An 18,563-nucleotide genomic window follows, 5' to 3' on the forward strand; every position below is an offset into this window, starting at 1 on the left:
TTAATTGATATTTTGAAGTTCATTAGAAAGATGCTTGGAAGCCAAAATTGTACACTTTAGGGTTAGGATAAGAATTACCAGAACTTGAAGTAATTTCAGGGTCTAATCCTGCTGGCATATTAGAGATAGTAAGCATATTATAACCTGCAAAATAAAATCTAAGATTGGCTATTCCTGCTCGTTTGGTTAGTACAGTAGGCAAAGTATATCCAAGTTCAAGGTTACGTAGTTTGGCATAAGTAATATTGGTTTGCCAATAACTGTTTGGCCAATGGGTATTCATCCAGTTGTTTACTCCTTTTGTTAAAAGAGGATATTTTCCGATGTTAAAACCACTGTTTTTATCCCAAATATCTTTGTACCAAGTTGAATTATCAGCTAAGTATTGTGAAACATTTGCATTAGGGTCAAAATAACGCATATAACCTTGTTGTTCATACGTATAAGCAGAGGCTCCTACAAAATCTGCACGAACATCAATTCCTCTCCAGTTTGCACCAAAGTTGAAAGCGAAATTTATCCAAGGTGTACCAGAGTTGGTTCTATAGGTTACATTCTTCATATCGAGTTCAGTAATATACCCATCGCCATTAGTATCTTGATAGATATAATCACCAGGTCTAAGGGTTGTATTCCCTGCATGGTCTTGATCAACAGGATATTTAGCAATTTCTTCCCAAGTTTTAAACTGTCCGATGGCAATTAATTGAAATGACCCATCTCTATAGCGCCCTTCTGTACTACCAAGATCTCGATATTGATTGTAAGCAGATGACCAGTGAGGCTTATATCTTTCGCCTGTTATCCATCTTGAAAAACTAAAATTTCCACCCACCCAGTAATTAATATCTTTAATCTTATCTTTCCAATCCAAAGAAAGCTCAATACCTTTCGTATAATCGCCATTTAAATTTTCAGATGGAAGACCGAAGCCGACTTCATTAGGCAAAAGAACATCGTAACGACTACCTAGTTCTCCTGTTTGGTGACGGCTAAACCAATCAAAACCACCTTTTAAACGGTTGTCTAATAATACTACATCTAAACCGACATTTAATGTTTTAACCCGTCCCCAAGTATATACTGTAGGTAAACCAGATACCGTACTTGTTGTTACATTGGCTCCATTCAATATGGCATTTCCTGTATTATAGTTATACCCAGTGATAAAAGACAAAGCTGAACCAAGCTCCTTACCAGCTATACCATAGGAAGCCCTTAACTTTAAATCATTAAAAGTATTACTCAAGAAACCATTATTTTTCCAGAAATTTTCTTGGGATATGCGATAGGCTACTGATCCATATGGAAAGAAACCAAACCGACTACCTGGTTGATAAAAGTAACTTCCATCATATCGTGTAGAAAATTCTGCAATGTATTTACCTTCAAAATCATAATTTAGTCGCCCTATAAACCCTAGCCTTTTCTGAACATAACTTATATTATCGGTTACTGTAATACCTGGCGTTGCATTTGTCAAATATTGAATCCCATTTGCTACAGGAGAGCCCCAAATATATACACTCGGATACGTTCCTCTTTTGCCCTCCATACCACTAAACAAAAAGAGATTGTGGTTACCGAAGGATTTTTTATATTCCAATTGTAAGTTGGTAGTAACTTCCTCATTGTTTTGGATAAACCTTTCAACATAGCGGCCATTTCCAGAATAAGCCACGTTATACTGAGACGATGCCTTGTCATACGAATAAAGAATTGGAGAAAGCTCTAGCAAATCGGTCTTATAGTTTTTATACCAATAGGTAAATAATCCTCTTGCTTTAAACCCTTTAGCAATCTCTAATTCTGCCGATCCATTAATAAGTATCACTCTAGATTCAGCTTGGTATTTACCAGAAGTTTTGTAACCAACCCATCCATAACTGTATTGAGGGTCAATGGTTGATATCAGTGGATAATCTTCATTGCCGTTGTAAAATGGCTTCTTTGTAGGAAGGTTACGAAATGCTGTTTGTTCCGCAAACGAATAGTCATCTCCGGGCAGACCTGGCTGTTCATTGTGTTCTAAACGCCCCTGCATGCCAAAACCTATTTTGAATCGCTTTGAGATGTTTGCATTTATATTAGATTGAAAGTTGGTTCTAGAAAAGCCTACAAAGTTTCTCAGAAGTCCTTGTTGTTGTAGATTACCCACACTTACATAGTAGTCAACATTTTCAGACCCTCCAGAAAGATTAATACTATTATAAAATTGTGGTGCTGTTTGCCAGATATATTTATACCAGTCAAAAGAGGTATGATCATCATCTACTTTATTAACCCATTTTTCATATTCCTCTTTTTTGATAGTTCTAGCATTTTCGGATACTCCGTTATAAGTTTCATCTTGGATAATAGCCCTAAGGTAGGTAACTGCATCAGCCGGCATGTTATACCTTGATGCTTTTTGTATTCCAAAATAGCTTTGTAAACCTACTTTTAACTTCTGGTTTCTTTTACCTTTCTTAGTGGTTACCACAATTGCTCCATTAGCGGCCTGCATTCCATAAATAGCAGCACTACCATCTTTCAGTACAGAAACAGATTCTATATCATTAAAATCCATTTGAGAAAAACTCCCCATATCCCGAACGGCTCCATCAATAATCACCAGTGGCGTACCTATATTCCTTATCTGAATAGAAGGCTCACTACCCGGACGACCTGTAGTCTGACGGAAATTCAGACCTGGTATCTTTCCGACAAGTGCACCAGCCGCTGTTGCCGTTTTACTATGCGAAAGTTCCTCAGCATTTACGGTGGAAATTGCCCCTGAAATCGTTTTTTTGTTTTGCGTTCCATAAGCTACTACCACTACTTCATCCAACGATTTTTGGTCAATTGCCATTGAAATAGTAAAAAAAGTCCGTTTGCCTACAACCACTTCTTGTTTTGAATAGCCTACGTAGCTAAATACTAAAACTGTATTTTCATCCTCAACGTCTATTTTAAATTGACCATTTTCATCAGAACTCGTCCCTTTTATTGTACCTTTTATGATAATATTTACCCCTGCCAATGGCTTCCCATTTTCATCTTTTATAGTACCAGAAACATTTTGTTCAACAGGTAATTCCTCTTCAATATCCTCTATAATATTAGAAGACTCTGAAGGGTTTACTCGTTTTCTTAATACTATTTGTTTGTTAACCATCACATACGTTACCGCTAACGGTTTCAACAAACGTTCAAGAACTTCAGAGAGTTTTTCGTTCTTAGCGGCAAAAAAAACAACTCGTTCTAACGGTACTACATGCGAGTTATAAGAAAACCGTACTTGGGCAGTTTTCTCAATTTTTTGTAAAGCAGACTTTAACTTTATTCCATCAATAGATACACTGATTTTCCTATTCAGCTCTTCTTGCGCTGAACTTTTAGCCCACGCAAAACTCGTGAGAAACAAAATCATGAAAAACTGTAGTCCAGTTATTTTCATAATAGTAAACCAAAAGGCATTTGATTGTCGATTTTTTTTCATATAATTGTTCGTTTTTATATTATAAAAGCACAAAAAATCCCCTTCCCCTCTCTAAAAAGGGTTTATGTTCATCAGGCATCAAGGGGATTAATAGTAAAGGTATTAGCAGTGGTAGTACACTGCTAACACCTTTTTTAGTGGCTAGGGTGGTAATGTTAAAGGGAAGAGCATATACTGTTTTTTTATTGGTTACAACCTTGTGAATGAATAACAATTTTTCCGTTTACGACCTCAAAATGAGAGTTAGGGCCTATTGCTTCGCAAATCAGTTTCAATTTTTCAAAAAGTGGTTCATCAGCCAAACTTGTCGTTAGTGAACAATCTCCAAGTAGTTTTTCGTCAAAATAGATAGTAATGCCATACATACTTTCGAGTTTATGGAATATATCTTTAATGGGTACATCATTAAATTCTATGGTTGGTGTAGAACCAGAGGTAATAGCTTTTACTTGTGCTGGTTGAATAGGCGACTGATTGATTTTATGGCTCTCGTTATTGACAATAACCTGCTGATTGGGTAATAAGATAATAGTATTAGAAGTGTCGTCTAAACTTGAAACCTCTTTAGGGAAAACCATTACTTTGCCTGTTTTAACTACCACCTTTACATCTGTAGATTTGGTAAAAGCTTGAACAGTAAAACTAGTTCCTAGTACCTTAACTGTAACTTCTTTGGCATAAACCAAAAAGGGATGCTTGGCATTTTTAACTACTTCAAAAAAGGCTTGTCCTTTCAAATAGACTTCTCTGTTACTGGCATTCTGAAAAGTTTCAGGAAAACTTACGCTACTATTAGGTTGCAAGAGTACCGTACTGCCGTCTGGTAATTGTACTGGCATTTTGTATGATGTAAGGTTTTCCTTTTCAATCAATTTTTGATTGTTTTTTGTAGCAAAAAGCTTTTCTGAGATATTTTTCTGCCATAAATAAGTGGCAAAACCGATTGTCAAAAACAAAGCAACGGAAGCAACCAATTTTAAAAGCCATTCTCTATGTTGGAACACTCTTAGTTTAATAGGCACTCTATTGTTAACGGTATTGATTGTACTGAGGGTTTTATTAATCAATAATTCTACTTGAAAATCACTCACAGATTCTCCTTCTATGCCTGAAGCAAGGATAAAATCGCTGGCTTGTTGTACCATTGTATGATGATGAGGATTTTCATTTACCCACTTTGTCCAAAAATCATCAGGGTTTTTATGACCAGAACTTCTAACCCATTGAACAAAGGTTTTGTCAACTAGGAAATCAAGAACCGTATAATCATTATATTTTTTCATAAAATAATAATATGCTTTCTATATACAGTAGAAGGTATTGAATACTTCCATACTGCTTTTTGAATAAAAAAAAATAAAATATTTATAACTAACTGAAAATCAGATATTTTAAAATCAAGAAAAGGTAGTTTTAATTGAAATAAAGGAAGAGTACACTAAGCCATACAGCATCATTTGGAAAGACTGTACGTAAAAAAGTAAGGGCATCGTGAATTAGATTGCCTACTGTTTGGTATTTAACTCCCATAATATCAGCAATTTCCTGATTGTTGAGTTCTTTGAAGTACTTTAAATAAATGGCTTCTTTTTGGCGTTTAGAAAGACTATTGAGGTGCTGATTAATGATTGTTACACGCTGAAGTTCTGTTTCATCTTGAATGATTTTCTCTTCGATAGAAAAACCTATATCGAAATATCCTTCTGATTCTAAGTTGTTGTGTTGAGTAGTTAAAAAAGTGTTTTTCTTGATTTCTGAAAGAATTCTCCGTCTTACCGAAGAAAAAATGTATGCTTTTACAGAACCAACATCTTCTTTTAGCGTGTGTCTATATTGCCAAAGTTGAATAAATACTTCTTGGATACAATCTTCTATTGCTGAATCATCATTAATCATTTTTCGACCATAACTTATTAAAGGCTTTGCATATAACCTTAGAAGAGTAGCCAAAGCATCTTCATCGCTATTACGCAAATCATGCCAAAGGGCTAATTCTTCACATTGAGAAGATGGATACGACATATTTTAAGGATAATGGTGAATATTAATTGAGACAAAAGAAGCACACAAAATAACAATAAAAAACAATAAAAAAATACTAAATTTTTGTTCAGTAATAAAATTAATATAGTGTATTGGTCTGGTGTCTGATGCAAATTGGATAGTTAATAACGCAATACTCATCGTTATGTAGGCTAGTACTTTTACCTCATTTCCTTCAAAAAACATTTTTCCTTACATTTACAGTTAATTATATTTAATATTACTCTTAAAAATGTTTGCGCAACTAAATTTCCCCGATTCTCTACATCCTCACGAACTAGACGACTATCTTGCCCATGGATGGTTTAGAATGGGGCAGACTATTTTTACAACTAATTTTCTGAAATTTTCAGGAATTATCTACAGTGCTATTTGGCTTAGAATTGATTTATCGACTTTTGAAAAAACTAAAACGCAACAAAAACTTGAGAAACTTAATGCAGGCTTCAAAGTAGTGATTCAGCCAATTCAATTGAATGAAAAACAAGAAACCCTTTTTCAAAAATATAGCAATCATATCACTTTTGATGCTTCTCCTTCTTTAGAAAATCTACTCTTTAATAATGGAGAAAACGATATTTTCAATACTTATGAAGTGAGTGTGTATGACCAAGAAAAATTAATTGCAACAGGTTTCTTTGACTTGGGCGATAACTCTGCCGCTGGCATCACTTGTTTCTATGACCCTGATTATAAAAAACATAGCTTAGGGAAATTCTTGATGTACCAGAAAATAGATTTTTGTAAGAATTTGGGAATACGTTATTTCTATCCGGGTTATTTTGCACCAGGTTATCCCTTATTTGACTATAAATTAGATTTAGCAAAAAACAATCTTGAATACCTTGATATACATACCAACAATTGGCTAAGTTTTGAGAATTTTTCAAAAGATAATATTCCTTTTGTAATCATGACTCAAAAACTCAAAGCATTATCGGAAAAACTGAATGAAATTGGGTTTGAGCATACATTTTTCAAATACGATTACTTCGATGCTGATTTGATGACCAACCTAAATGGCTTGAATCTTTTCGATTTTCCTATTTTTATTTTCTGTTTTGAAGTAGATCAAAGTAACCCAAGTCCGATAATTGTTTATGATATTCGTGACAGTCAATATCATCTATTACTTTCTAGCAGTGTTTTTAGAACCTATGCCGACAAAAATATTGGCGAGCATTACAGCACAAACCTTTTAAAAACAGTCAAATACTTATACTCTAGCGAATCAGCCAATATTATGGCAAATATAGTTTCTGTGTCTTTAATTAAAACAATATGATTTTTTCATGATAATTATTCAATATTTATATGTAATTTAGAAGATATATCTATCGTATAACATGAAAGGAAAAATAAAAGCAATCATTACAGGTACTACAGGCATGGTTGGCGAAGGTATATTACACGAATGTTTGATGCACCCAGAGGTTGATACGGTATTGGTAATCAATAGAAAACCTTGTGGAATCCATCATCCCAAAATAATCGAAATTATCCATCAAGATTTTTTTGATTTTACTCCTATTAAAGATCAACTAAAGGGTTATAATGCGTGCTACTTTTGTTTAGGTGTTACTTCTTTAGGCAAAAAAGAACCCGAGTACACTCAATTGACACATACGCTTACTTTACACATTGCTGAAATACTTAGCAAACAAAACCCAAATATGACTTTCTGTTATGTTTCTGGGGCAGGTACAGATAGTACCGAAAAAGGAAGAAGTATGTGGGCAAGAGTAAAAGGCAAGACAGAGAACGATTTGATGAAACTGCCTTTCAAAAATGTTTTTGCTTTCAGACCTGGCTATATTCATCCAACTGATGGTTTAAAATATACTCAGCGCTACTATTCTTATCTCAGCTGGCTGTTTCCAATCTTTCAAACATTGTTTCACAACTATGTTTGTACACTCACTCAAGTTGGCTTAGCCATGATTAATGCTACGTTGGATGGATATAAAAAAAAGGTATTGGAAGTAAAAGATATACACGAACTAGCAGGTATCTAACATTGTTCGATGCTCATAATCTCAACAAGATTCCGTTTTCCTTTTAACAAAACTTCACCCATCGACTCTACCATATATTGCTCAGTAATATTGGCACAATCAACTATTTCTTTTGAGGCTAACAAATATTTACCGTGGTCATTACAAACACTTTGTATTCTGGCTGCAGTATTTAGGGTGTCGCCATGATAAGCAATATCTCTTTTTATTTCACCGATTTCTACTGCCGTTACCTTCCCTAAATGAAGTCCCGCCTTGAACTTTGGTACTATACCATACTCATTTGTATATTCTATCGCTCTTTTGTTGAATTGTGCCTCGCAAGCAAAATAAAAAGCTACACACGATGATTTTCTCAACCCTTCAGAAACCGTCCATGAAATTACAATTTCATCACCAACATATTGATATATCTCTGCCCTAAACTTAGGTACAACATCGTTAATATCCATAAAGCTCTCCTGAATAAAAGCACTGTATTTAATATGCCCTAAGCTTTCGGCAATGGTTGTTGATGACTGTAAATCCATAAACATAAATATTCTTTCTTCTTCTCTAGGATTACGATACTTGCCTAGTAAAAGAGGTAACAAAATTCCAGGTCCAAACTTTTTATTCATTTGGTTGATAAAACTGATGATAATATTCATAAAAGAAGTTTGAATCAGGAATAAATAGAAGATGTATCTCCACGATTCGTCATTCAGTTTTATCTTGCTTAAATTAACAATTGGAGCAATAAATTGCACAAAAAGCACATACCTGATAATATAGAAGAGCACCAAGGAAACAATAATAGATAGTATGGCTTTTAATATCAATACTCTTCCAAGCGATTTCCTTCTGAAAAATCTATTTTCCAAATAGTATTCAATCATTCCAAATGAGATACCAAATAAAAGACCTAAAATCACTGCTAGTAAAAAACCTGATGCTAAGGTATCGACCATGACAAAATTTGCAGTTGTCATAAACGAACGAAGTATTAAATAATGAATCACTACAAAAGAGATATGTGCTAGAATCCAAAAATTTATTTGGATAGATAAATGGGTGAATAATGGATATTTAAACGTTATTCTTCTAGCACGACTTGTGTAATCTAATTTTTCTACTGACATATCAAATTTTATCAAAATTAAAGCGTGGTTCTTGGTCTCAAATCAACTACAACAAATAAAGCTATTAAGTTCTAAAGCACACAAGGCTTGGTCAATTTATCTTCAAATATTTTCTGTGTATCCACTATTAAAGCTTAGACCATCAGTGAAATAATTAAAGATGGCGGGTAATCAAAATCATGCTATTGTTAATCATCCTCAGTATCTCCACTGACTTTTATCATATTTTAAGCCTATCACTTGCGATAATTTTGTAAAAAAAACTTATATGGCAATCTTAATTTTCTTCTTAGCTCACTGGTATTTATCGTTATTCTCTCAAACATTCTTTTTACATCGTTATGCAGCACATCAGATGTTCACGATGTCGAGGGGTTGGGAGAAATTCTTTTACTGGTTTACTTTTATTACGCAAGGCTCTTCATTTTTAAGTCCAAAAGCTTATGGAATCATGCACCGTCTGCATCATGCTTATGCCGATACAGAAAAAGACCCACACTCACCAAGTTATTCAGATAACCTTTTCCACATGATGTGGAAAACTAAGGATTATTATAATGCCATTCTGAACGACCGTGCAGGCATCGAACCTAAATTTTTGAAAGGTGTTCCTTATTATGCTTTGGTTGAAAAATTAGGCGATAAATGGTTCGTCAGAATTGCTTGGGGTGTTCTATATACTTTGTTTTATATGAAATTTGCTACCCATACTTGGGAATATGCTTTGTTACCGATTCATTATTTAATGGGTCCAGTTCATGGCGTAATCATCAACTGGTTTGCTCATAAATATGGCTATATCAATTTCAAAGTAAATGATACAGCCAAAAATTTATTACCATTCGATTTCTTGATGATGGGAGAATCGTACCACAACAATCACCATAAATTAGGCGGAAGAGCCAATTTTGGTATCAAATGGCATGAATTCGACCCTACTTATCCAGTAATCCTGTTCTTGAATTCATTACACATCATCAAACTAAAACGCAATAACGATTTGAATTATATGTAAGTAATTTATTTAGTGAATGAGTGATTGGTGAATTAGTGATTATTGTTCTTAAAGTCAAAAAAACTGATTGCACATTCCCATTCACTAAATCACAATTCACTCATTCACAATTTATAAAGTATGGACTTTGATGCAAAAACTTTTACGCTTGGCGAGCAATTAACACCTGAACAAAAAGCGTATTTCGACCAATATGGATTTATTCATTTCAAAAATTTTATTTCAAAAGAAAGCGTAGAAACTTTCAAAAAAGAAGCACATCGTGTTGAAAAAGAATGGCTTGAGGCAGGTATTGATAAGATGAACGGTATTCCTTTGAAATTCGGGAAGGATGAAAAAGGCAATCCCATGATTCAGCGTTTGTGTTTTTTATCACAACACAGTGCTATCTTGCATGAATATTTACAAGACCCACGTTTGAAAGCCTTACTTACTTTGATTCCTGACAATGCCAATCGCATTGGTGAAGACGAAAAAGATGGTTTGGTTTTCAATCATTATGTGAATGCCGATAATAGTAAATTCTCACAAATGGGTTGGCATACCGACAGCCCAAGAGATTTATTTTTAGGACAAAAAATCTTAAAAATGCTGAATGTTGGTACGCATTTAGATGATTGTCCGATGGAAAATGGTGGATTGAGAGTATTGCCTGGTACGCACAAACTGAGTAAAATGAAAGTATTGTTCCTAAAAAAACAATTCATTGATCATAATCCAGACAAAAACGAAGTAGGTTTAAACATAGAAGCGGGTGATTTAACCGTACACGATGGCGACCTGTGGCATAGAGTAGAAGTTTGTCCATTTACTGGCGAAAAATCTCGTAGAAGAGTCATGTATTTTCCGATTGTTCAAGGAAAATACCAACCCAAAGACGAAAAAAGCAAAACTCCTTTTTATCATAAATTGGGAAAATTAGTTGTGAAGTAAGTGTAGAATAGTGATTGGTGATTAGTAAATAGTGATTAGATTTTTTTCTAAAAATTGCTATTTTGCAAGAATTAGATTTTCAGTAATTACATTTTATTTTTTGCTAATCACTAATCACCAATTACTAATCACTAAAAAAATGAAAAAGCATTTAGAAACTCGTGCCGATATTGAACTCCTAGTAAATAGTTTTTACGACAAAGTACGTGACAACGATAAACTAGGCTATATTTTTGATGAAATTGCCAAAGTAAATTGGGGAAAACATTTACCAAAAATGTATAGCTTTTGGGAGATGATTCTTTTCAATAAAGAAGGGTATGAAGGACATCCGCTTCGTCCGCATTTAGTCATTAACAATCAACATCCGCTCAATCCACAGCATTTTGCTACTTGGCTGGAACTTTTCAATACAACAGTTGATGAACATTTTGAAGGGGAAAAAGCCGAGGAAATTAAAACAAGAGCCAAAAACGTAGCCTTATCTTGGGCTTTTAAAATACATCATTTTAATACTCCTGTTTAGCCTTATTTATACAAAAGCAAATGCGATTTTAAGCGTAATACTCTATCAACTACCTCGAAATTGCGAACTCAACATTCTGCCACCATTACTTGGCGCTGGCTCCTATTTCATTTCTACAACTAAATAGGTAATTTTGGCTTCGCCACACACACAATAATAAGTACATTTCTAATCGAAATAACACATGAAAATTATCTGTTTTCTATTCTTTCCCCTCCTATTTATTTCTTGTAAAAAAACACAAGAGCAGACACAAGTAGAAGTAATGAATATTTCGGAGTCGGTTTATGCTTCAGGAATTGTTAAAAGCAAAAATCAATATCAAGTTTTTTCTAAAGTAAGCGGTATCATCGACGAACTGTATGTGAAAGAAGGAGATTTCGTGCAGAAAGGTCAGCCTTTGATGAAAATCTTTAACCAAACGAGCCGATTAAATACTGAAAATGCAGCTTTGTTGGCTGAAAATTCTGCCCTTCAAGCCAATGCCGACAAACTGAAAGATTTGAGTATTGCGATAGAGCTGGCTCATAAAAAACTCCAAAATGATTCTTTACTTTTTATTCGTCAGCGTAATCTTTGGTCGCAACAAGTAGGTACTAAAGTAGAATTCGAGCAAAGAGAATTGGCTTACAGCAATTCAAAAATTGCTTATCAATCTGCTATTTTGAAGTACAAAGAATTGAAGCGACAAGTAAATTTTTCGGCAGCACAATCCAAGAAAAATTTAGCCATTAGCCAAACGATGGAAGCAGATTATACTTTGAAAAGTGAATACACTGGTCGCTTGTACAGTTTGCAAAAAGAAAGAGGCGAAATGGTAAATCTACAAACGGCTATTGCTGTGATTGGTGATGCCAATTTGTTCAGTTTAGAATTACAAGTAGATGAAGATGATATTGTCAGTGTAAAAAAAGGACAAGTAATAATGGTGACATTAGACAGTTATCAAGGCAAAGCTTTTGAGGCAATTGTTGATGAAATCGACCCATTGATGAATGAAAAAACAAGATCATTCACGGTAAAAGCCAACTTTACGAAACAACCCCAATTACTCTTTCCAAACCTGACGGTTGAAGCCAACATCATCCTACAAACCAAAGCAAAAGTGCTGACCATTCCCCGCAATTATTTGATAGACGATACTTATGTTTTGAACGAAAAGAATGAAAAAATAAAAGTAAAAACAGGTTTAAAAGATTATCAGAAAGTAGAAATCATCTCAGGTTTACAAGCCAAAGACATTATTCTAAAACCTACAAAATGAACACAAAACTGATTTTTCGTATCGCCAAATCACTTTTATTGGCACGTTGGCGACAAACACTTGTGGCAGCCGTAGGGGTTACTTTCAGTATCACGATGTTCATTACTTTATTAGGTTTTATGAACGGATTGAACGATTTATTAGATAGTTTAATCCTCAACCGCACTCCACACGTTCGACTCTTCAATGAAATAAAAGCTACCAAACACCAACCAATCGACCTATCTGGTCGGTTTAAGGCTTATCATAATTTTATTAAATCTATCAAACCAAGTGGTAACAGCACCGAAATTCGCAACAATGGATTAATCATGCAAGCCCTCCAAAAAGACGACCGTGTACTGGGCATTTCGCCCAAAATGACGGCACAAGTATTTTATAATGTTGGAGAAATAGACATTACAGGCGTTGTAAATGGGATTGATGTAGAAGCAGAAAGTAAGTTATTTTTCTTTCAAGATTATGTTACCGAAGGCTCATATCTTGATTTAAAAAATGTACCCAACAGTATTATTTTGGGAAAAGGAGCAGCCGAAAAAATGTTGGCAAAAATTGGCGATGTTATTCAAATTACCACACCCAAAGGCGAACGTTTTCCCTTGAAAGTAGTGGGTTTTTTCCAGTCGGGCATTATTGAAATAGATAAAGTACAGAGTTATGCATCTATCAAAACGGCTCAGAAATTACTCGGTGTCACCAATAGTTACGTAACCGACATTCAGGTAAAACTCAAAGACATGACGCTCGCTCCTACTCTTAGCAAAGAGTACGCCCATATTTTTAATAGCGATGCCGAAGATATTCAAACCGCCAATTCGCAGTTTGAAACAGGGAGTTCAATTCGTACTTTGATTTCGTATGCTGTGGGAATTACTTTATTAATTGTGGCTGGTTTTGGGATTTATAATATTCTGAACATGATGATTTATGAAAAAATGGACACCATTGCGATTCTAAAAGCCACAGGTTTTTCGGGAAAAGATGTGAATAGAATTTTTATCACGATAGCCCTAAGTATTGGCTTTTTTGGTGGAATTACGGGTTTGCTTTGTGGGTTTTTACTCTCTTCGGTTATCGACCAAATTCCTTTCAATACGGCAGCATTACCAACCGTAAGTACTTATCCAATAAATTACAACCTCAAATTTTACTTTATCGGAATCTCTTTCTCATTAATCACAACCTATTTCGCTGGACTTTTCCCTGCACGCAAAGCAAGTAAAATCGACCCTGTGGACATTATTAGAGGAAAATAATATGCAACATTCAACCATTATTGAGGCAAAAGCCATCAACAAAAGTTTCCACGACCCCATAACGATTCCTATCTTGAAGGATATTAATTTATCTGTCAATAAAGGAGAATTTACTTCAATCGTTGGGAAATCTGGTTGTGGAAAATCGACTTTGCTGTATATTCTTTCTACGATGGATACCGATTATGAAGGCGAATTATTGATTGATGGTATCAGTATGAAAGGTAAAAAAGAACAAGATTTAGCAAGAGTAAGAAATGAAAAAATTGGTTTTGTTTTTCAATTTCACTATTTACTGAATGAGTTTACGGTTTTACAAAATGTCATGTTGCCCGGTTTGAAACTCAACAAATATTCTGAACAAGAATTAGAACACCGAGCAATGGAACATCTCAGAAAGTTAGGCATAGAAAACCAAGCCTTGAAAAGTGCGACACAACTTTCGGGCGGAGAAAAACAAAGAGTAGCCATTGCCAGAGCTTTAATCAACGACCCGCTAATCATTATGGGCGATGAACCTACAGGCAATTTAGACAAAAAGAATACAGAAGTAGTTTTTGAAATTTTTCAACAATTAGCAACCGAGTACCACCAAGCTCTATTAATCGTAACCCACGACCCAAGTTTCGCCAGTAGAACGAATCGGATTATTGAAATGGAAGATGGTAGGATTATTAAGAGTTAAGAAAAACCAACAAATAGACTGAAAATCATCCTATTAACTTGAACTATCACAGCCATTTTTGTAAATTTGTTCATTAACTGTCAACACCATGAGAGCAAAATACATCAACCCATTTACAGATTTTGGATTCAAGAAAATCTTTGGCGAAGAAGCAAGTAAACCTCAATTACTTGACTTCCTGAATGCCCTATTGCCTCAAGCCAATAAAATTGTTGATTTATCTTTCAAAAATGCCGAGCAATTAGGTATTACCGAAGCCGATAGAAAAGCGATTTATGATATTTATTGCGAGAATGAATCAGGAGAAAAATTCATCGTTGAGCTTCAAAAAGCCAAACAAAATTACTTTAGAGAAAGAACCATTTATTACTCTACATTTCCCATCCGAGAGCAAGCTGAAAAGGGAAATTGGAATTATAATTTAAAAGCTGTTTACTGTATTGGCATCTTAGATTTCACTTTTGATGATTATGAAGCAGAGCCCGAAAAGCATGAAGTAGTTCATTTCATTAAACTAAAAGACCAAAAAGGAAAAGTCTTTTATGATAAACTTACTTATATCTATTTGGAAATGCCAAATTTCAAGAAAAGTGAAGCAGAACTTGACACTCGCTTAGATAAATGGCTTTATTTTATCCAGAATTTAGAAGATTTCCAATCAATACCTGTCATCTTCAAAGAAGAAGTGTTTTCACAAGCTTTCGAGAAAGCTGAAATTGCTAAATACAACCAAGTTGAATTGGATGACTACGAAAGTAGCCTAAAAGTATTTAGAGACAATAAAGCAACATTCGACTATGCCAAAGAAACAGCCTACAACGAAGGCATCGCAGAGGGCATTAAAGAAGGAGAACTTAAAGCTAAATTAGAAATCGCTAAAACGCTAAAAACAAATGGTGTTCCTATGGAGCTTATTATTTTGACAACTAAGTTAAGGAAAGAAGAAATAGAAAAGCTTTGAGATTTTAATGAAAAATCTCAAAGCCCTCCACTATCAATAACTCAACTCCACAATTTCTTTTACTATCGCTGGGGTGATGTCTTTACGCTCGCCGAGTGCATTCCAACCTCTTTCTGTAAAACGTTTTTCAATAAAGTCTGCTGATTTTGCATAGTCATCTGTATATTCTGATAAGCGAGTTTTTACGCCTAATTCATGTAAAAAGGCTACTGTGCGGTCGATAGCAGCATTGGCTCTTTCGTCTAAAGTTCCTTCGGTGATGTTCCAAATTCTTTGTCCGTATTGTGCCAACTTTTCTTTTTTGTTCTCGAAACGTACTTTGTACAGATTCGGGAAAATTATCGCTAAGGTTCTTGCATGGTCGATATTATACAAGGCTGTCAATTCGTGACCAATGGCATGAGTTGCCCAGTCGGTCGGCACTCCTTTTTGTATCAAACCATTCAAAGCCATCGTACAACTCCACATAAAATTAGCCGCTGCCTGATAATCACTTGGGTCTGCAATGATTTTTGGAGCTACTTCTAGCAAAGTTTGTAAAATACTCTCAGCAAAACGGTCTTGTAATAAAGCTCCTGCTGGATAGGTCAAATACTGTTCCAATACGTGCGTATAAGCATCTACAATACCATTTACCAATTGTGTTTGAGGAATACTTTTGATTACCTCTGGGTCGAGTACCGAGAACTTTGGAAATAATCCTGGTCCACCCATTCCTAATTTTTCATGGGTTGATTTACGAGTAATTACTGCTCCAGAATTCATTTCTGTACCTGTTGCTGGCAAAGTAAGTACTGTTCCGAAAGGCATTGCCTTTGTAGTACGTACTGGTTTGGTTAAAATCTCCCAAGGGTCGCCATCATAATCTACGGCTGCCACCAAAAATTTCGTTCCATCAATCACTGAACCTCCACCAACAGCCAATACAAAATCAACCTTTTCTGTACGCATAATTTCTACAGCTTTCATCAAAGTTTCATAACTTGGATTCGGTTCGATGCCTGCAAATTCTATTACTTTTCTGCCTTCTAAAGCTTTGGTTACTTGTTCATAAACGCCATTGGTCTTGATACTTCCTCCGCCATAAGTCATTAATATCGTTGCTTCGGCAGGAATTTCTTTGGCTATCGTAGCGATTTGTCCCTTACCAAAAATAATTTTTGTGGGGTTCTGAAAATCGAAATTTAACATGTTGATGGTTCTTTGTTTGTTTATAAAACTTTATGCAGTCTTGCATAATCTTTCAACAAGCCTGCGTATTGAAAAGTTTCTAACATGTACTTTCTCAACACAATCATTTCAATGCTTCAGTATAAATTAAACCCAATTAAATGTTACTTAGGATTATCAAGAAAGTTACCATATTGGCAATAATTAGGCAATTATTTAGAAATTTTAAATATTCAAAACTCAAAAGATAAATCAAAAACCAAAATTTAATAGCATCCCGAAAACAGGAATATATCTAAAACCAAAATTTGATAACATCCTGAAAACAGGAACATATCTAAAATCAGAATTTAATAACATCCTGAAAACAGGAGTATATCTAAAAGTAGAATTTGATAGTGTCACGAAAACAGGAACATATCTAAAATCAGAATTTGATAATATCCTAAAAACAGGAATATATGTTTAACAAAAATTTGATACTATCACGAAATCAGGAATATATGTTTAACAAAAATTTGATGGCATCCCCAAAACTGGAATATATGTTTAACAAAAATTTGATACTATCACGAAATCAGGAATATATATTTAACAAAAATTTGATGACATCTCAAAAATGGGAATATATGTTTAACAAAAATTTGATGACATCTCAAAAATGGGAATATATGTTTAACAAAAATTTGGTATATCCGCAAATCATAGGATATACCTAAAACCAAAATTTTATATATCCGCAAATTGTAGGATGTAGATAAACACAAATTTGGTATATTCAGCAAATCGTAGGATATATGTTATAAAGATTTAGTCCTTATTTGATTTTTCTAAAACAAGTATCTATTTCTATATTCCTTTGTATTTCAATCATAATAAAGGGCTTTCAATTCCCTGATTTTGTATATTTACCGACTCATTATATTATAACCTTATTTACATGAAAAAACTTTTTATCATCACATTATTATTGTTAGTTCAATCGGCATACGCACAACAGCGTTATTATCAAATTGGAGATTTTCAACTAGAAAACGGACAAGTACTAAAGGATTGTAAAATCGGATACCGCACCTTCGGAAAGTTAAATGCTGGAAAATCAAATGCAGTATTAGTACCCACTTGGTTTACAGGTACTAGTCAACAAAAATCCTTTATAGCCAATCCAAGTGATATAGCTGATAGCACCAAATACTTTGTGATTATAGTAGATGCACTGGGTAACGGAGTTTCCTCCTCTCCTTCTAATAGTGTTAGTCAGAAAGATAAACTTTTTCCTGTTGTGAGTATTCGTGATATGGTGGCTACTCAATACAAATTGGTAAAAGAAGTTTTAAAGATTAACCATTTGTATGCGGTAACTGGTATTTCTATGGGTGGAATGCAGTCTTTTCAATGGATGATGAGCTACCCAGATTTTATGGATAAAGTAATTCCAATAATTGGTAGCCCCAAGCAAAGTACTTATGATAAATTGTATTGGAATTTACAATTGAATAGTATTGAGCGTGGGCAATATTCTGCCGAAGCTATGAAAACAATCAATGCACTACATCAATTAAACCTCTGGACACCAAGCTACAGAGAAGCTCATACTAATACGGAAGAATATGCTAGTTATATCAAAAAGATTGAAGATGATGCACTGAAATTAAATGCTTATGACTGGGCAACACAGTTAAGAGCAATGATTAATCATGACATCTTTCAAGGGCAGAAGCCCGAAGAAGCCTTTGCAAAGGTAAAAGCAAAAGTAATGATAGTAGTTGCTACGCAAGACCACATGGTGAATCCGCAAGCGGCAATACGTTTTGGAAAATTATTAAAAGCCCCGATTGTAGAACTAACAGGTGACTGCGGACACATGGCTACTTCTTGCGAAGGCGATAAGATGCGGGCGCATATTAAGGGCTTTCTGGATTAGGGATTAATTAAAAAACCTTAGCATCCAAGCCAAAAGCTCTGATGCTAAGGTTTTTAACTCGTATTGTTCTTATATTCAAAGTTGCATTGCTTATTATTTTTGTCAAACAATTATTAACTATAATAAACAATCCGTTTTCTTGGCTACAAGTAGTCTATCTAAATAAACA

The 18,563-nt window shown here is 34.5% G+C and carries 15 protein-coding genes; 10 read left to right on the forward strand and 5 right to left on the reverse strand.

Annotated elements, in window-relative coordinates; all coding sequences use genetic code 11:
• Positions 1 to 22: 22 nt before the first annotated feature.
• The 3 genes from HNP25_RS13280 to HNP25_RS13290 all read right to left on the reverse strand — a co-directional run bounded on the left by HNP25_RS13280 (position 23) and on the right by HNP25_RS13290 (position 5,503).
• Entirely contained in the window at positions 23 to 3,481 is a 3,459-nt protein-coding gene (locus tag HNP25_RS13280; RefSeq protein WP_184134835.1) for a SusC/RagA family TonB-linked outer membrane protein, read from the reverse strand.
• 182 nt (positions 3,482 to 3,663) lie between these two features.
• On the reverse strand, positions 3,664 to 4,764 hold the full coding sequence (locus HNP25_RS13285) for a FecR family protein (RefSeq protein ID WP_184134837.1): 1,101 nt from the start codon (positions 4,762 to 4,764) through the stop codon (positions 3,664 to 3,666).
• A gap of 130 nt (positions 4,765 to 4,894) precedes the next feature.
• Entirely contained in the window at positions 4,895 to 5,503 is a 609-nt protein-coding gene (locus tag HNP25_RS13290; RefSeq protein WP_184134839.1) for an RNA polymerase sigma factor, read from the reverse strand.
• A 253-nt stretch (positions 5,504 to 5,756) separates the two neighbouring features.
• Between HNP25_RS13290 and HNP25_RS13295 the strand changes: the two genes are divergently transcribed.
• A complete protein-coding gene (locus tag HNP25_RS13295) occupies positions 5,757 to 6,809 on the forward strand; it encodes an arginyl-tRNA--protein arginylyltransferase (protein WP_184134841.1) in 1,053 nt (350 codons plus the stop codon).
• Positions 6,810 to 6,870: 61 nt separating this feature from the next.
• On the forward strand, positions 6,871 to 7,539 hold the full coding sequence (locus HNP25_RS13300) for a Rossmann-fold NAD(P)-binding domain-containing protein (RefSeq protein WP_184134843.1): 669 nt from the start codon (positions 6,871 to 6,873) through the stop codon (positions 7,537 to 7,539).
• On the opposite strand, the gene HNP25_RS13305 is transcribed toward HNP25_RS13300, so the two are convergent.
• A complete protein-coding gene (locus HNP25_RS13305) occupies positions 7,536 to 8,660 on the reverse strand; it encodes an adenylate/guanylate cyclase domain-containing protein (RefSeq protein ID WP_184134844.1) in 1,125 nt (374 codons plus the stop codon). The genes HNP25_RS13300 and HNP25_RS13305 overlap by 4 nt on opposite strands.
• A 268-nt stretch (positions 8,661 to 8,928) precedes the next feature.
• On the opposite strand from HNP25_RS13305, the gene HNP25_RS13310 reads away from it, so the two are divergent.
• From HNP25_RS13310 to HNP25_RS13340, 7 genes are all read left to right on the forward strand, one after another.
• Complete coding sequence (locus tag HNP25_RS13310) at positions 8,929 to 9,675, forward strand: acyl-CoA desaturase (protein WP_184134846.1); 747 nt, start codon at positions 8,929 to 8,931, stop codon at positions 9,673 to 9,675.
• 120 nt (positions 9,676 to 9,795) lie between these two features.
• Entirely contained in the window at positions 9,796 to 10,608 is an 813-nt protein-coding gene (locus HNP25_RS13315) for a phytanoyl-CoA dioxygenase family protein (protein WP_184134848.1), read from the forward strand.
• A gap of 139 nt (positions 10,609 to 10,747) precedes the next feature.
• Positions 10,748 to 11,134: a group III truncated hemoglobin gene (locus HNP25_RS13320; RefSeq protein WP_184134850.1), complete on the forward strand. Its 387-nt coding sequence runs from the start codon at positions 10,748 to 10,750 to the stop codon at positions 11,132 to 11,134.
• Positions 11,135 to 11,318: 184 nt separating this feature from the next.
• Positions 11,319 to 12,398 carry an efflux RND transporter periplasmic adaptor subunit gene (locus tag HNP25_RS13325; RefSeq protein ID WP_221432470.1) on the forward strand — a complete coding sequence of 360 codons (1,080 nt, stop codon included), beginning with the start codon at positions 11,319 to 11,321 and terminating at the stop codon, positions 12,396 to 12,398.
• Positions 12,395 to 13,654, forward strand: a complete 1,260-nt coding sequence (locus HNP25_RS13330) for an ABC transporter permease (RefSeq protein ID WP_184134851.1) — start codon at positions 12,395 to 12,397, stop codon at positions 13,652 to 13,654. Before HNP25_RS13325 ends, HNP25_RS13330 begins: the two co-directional genes overlap by 4 nt.
• Position 13,655: 1 nt before the next feature.
• On the forward strand, positions 13,656 to 14,339 hold the full coding sequence (locus tag HNP25_RS13335; RefSeq protein ID WP_184134853.1) for an ABC transporter ATP-binding protein: 684 nt from the start codon (positions 13,656 to 13,658) through the stop codon (positions 14,337 to 14,339).
• An 88-nt stretch (positions 14,340 to 14,427) separates the two neighbouring features.
• Positions 14,428 to 15,300 (forward strand): Rpn family recombination-promoting nuclease/putative transposase, encoded by an 873-nt coding sequence (locus HNP25_RS13340; protein ID WP_184134855.1) that lies wholly within the window; start codon positions 14,428 to 14,430, stop codon positions 15,298 to 15,300.
• A 33-nt stretch (positions 15,301 to 15,333) separates the two neighbouring features.
• Here the strand turns inward: HNP25_RS13340 and HNP25_RS13345 are convergent, their stop codons facing one another.
• Positions 15,334 to 16,491, reverse strand: coding sequence for an iron-containing alcohol dehydrogenase (locus HNP25_RS13345; RefSeq protein ID WP_184134857.1), 1,158 nt, complete (start codon positions 16,489 to 16,491; stop codon positions 15,334 to 15,336).
• Positions 16,492 to 17,410: 919 nt separating this feature from the next.
• Between HNP25_RS13345 and HNP25_RS13350 the strand changes: the two genes are divergently transcribed.
• Positions 17,411 to 18,394, forward strand: coding sequence for an alpha/beta hydrolase (locus HNP25_RS13350; RefSeq protein ID WP_184134859.1), 984 nt, complete (start codon positions 17,411 to 17,413; stop codon positions 18,392 to 18,394).
• Positions 18,395 to 18,563 lie beyond the last annotated feature (169 nt).

Origin of the sequence: Arcicella rosea (genome assembly GCF_014204325.1) — a bacterium.
GTDB lineage: Bacteria > Bacteroidota > Bacteroidia > Cytophagales > Spirosomataceae > Arcicella > Arcicella rosea_A.

Bases quoted from the DNA above. Each gene is read 5' to 3' on its own strand.
- HNP25_RS13295 (WP_184134841.1), top strand. From the start codon at position 5,757: ATGTTTGCGCAACTAAATTTCCCCGATTCTCTACATCCTCACGAACTA.
- HNP25_RS13310 (WP_184134846.1), top strand. From the start codon at position 8,929: ATGGCAATCTTAATTTTCTTCTTAGCTCACTGGTATTTATCGTTATTC.
- HNP25_RS13290 (WP_184134839.1), bottom strand. From the start codon at position 5,503: ATGTCGTATCCATCTTCTCAATGTGAAGAATTAGCCCTTTGGCATGAT.
- HNP25_RS13280 (WP_184134835.1), bottom strand. From the start codon at position 3,481: ATGAAAAAAAATCGACAATCAAATGCCTTTTGGTTTACTATTATGAAA.
- HNP25_RS13335 (WP_184134853.1), top strand. From the start codon at position 13,656: ATGCAACATTCAACCATTATTGAGGCAAAAGCCATCAACAAAAGTTTC.
- HNP25_RS13350 (WP_184134859.1), top strand. From the start codon at position 17,411: ATGAAAAAACTTTTTATCATCACATTATTATTGTTAGTTCAATCGGCA.
- HNP25_RS13340 (WP_184134855.1), top strand. From the start codon at position 14,428: ATGAGAGCAAAATACATCAACCCATTTACAGATTTTGGATTCAAGAAA.
- HNP25_RS13285 (WP_184134837.1), bottom strand. From the start codon at position 4,764: ATGAAAAAATATAATGATTATACGGTTCTTGATTTCCTAGTTGACAAA.
- HNP25_RS13300 (WP_184134843.1), top strand. From the start codon at position 6,871: ATGAAAGGAAAAATAAAAGCAATCATTACAGGTACTACAGGCATGGTT.
- HNP25_RS13325 (WP_221432470.1), top strand. From the start codon at position 11,319: ATGAAAATTATCTGTTTTCTATTCTTTCCCCTCCTATTTATTTCTTGT.
- HNP25_RS13345 (WP_184134857.1), bottom strand. From the start codon at position 16,491: ATGTTAAATTTCGATTTTCAGAACCCCACAAAAATTATTTTTGGTAAG.
- HNP25_RS13320 (WP_184134850.1), top strand. From the start codon at position 10,748: ATGAAAAAGCATTTAGAAACTCGTGCCGATATTGAACTCCTAGTAAAT.
- HNP25_RS13330 (WP_184134851.1), top strand. From the start codon at position 12,395: ATGAACACAAAACTGATTTTTCGTATCGCCAAATCACTTTTATTGGCA.
- HNP25_RS13315 (WP_184134848.1), top strand. From the start codon at position 9,796: ATGGACTTTGATGCAAAAACTTTTACGCTTGGCGAGCAATTAACACCT.
- HNP25_RS13305 (WP_184134844.1), bottom strand. From the start codon at position 8,660: ATGTCAGTAGAAAAATTAGATTACACAAGTCGTGCTAGAAGAATAACG.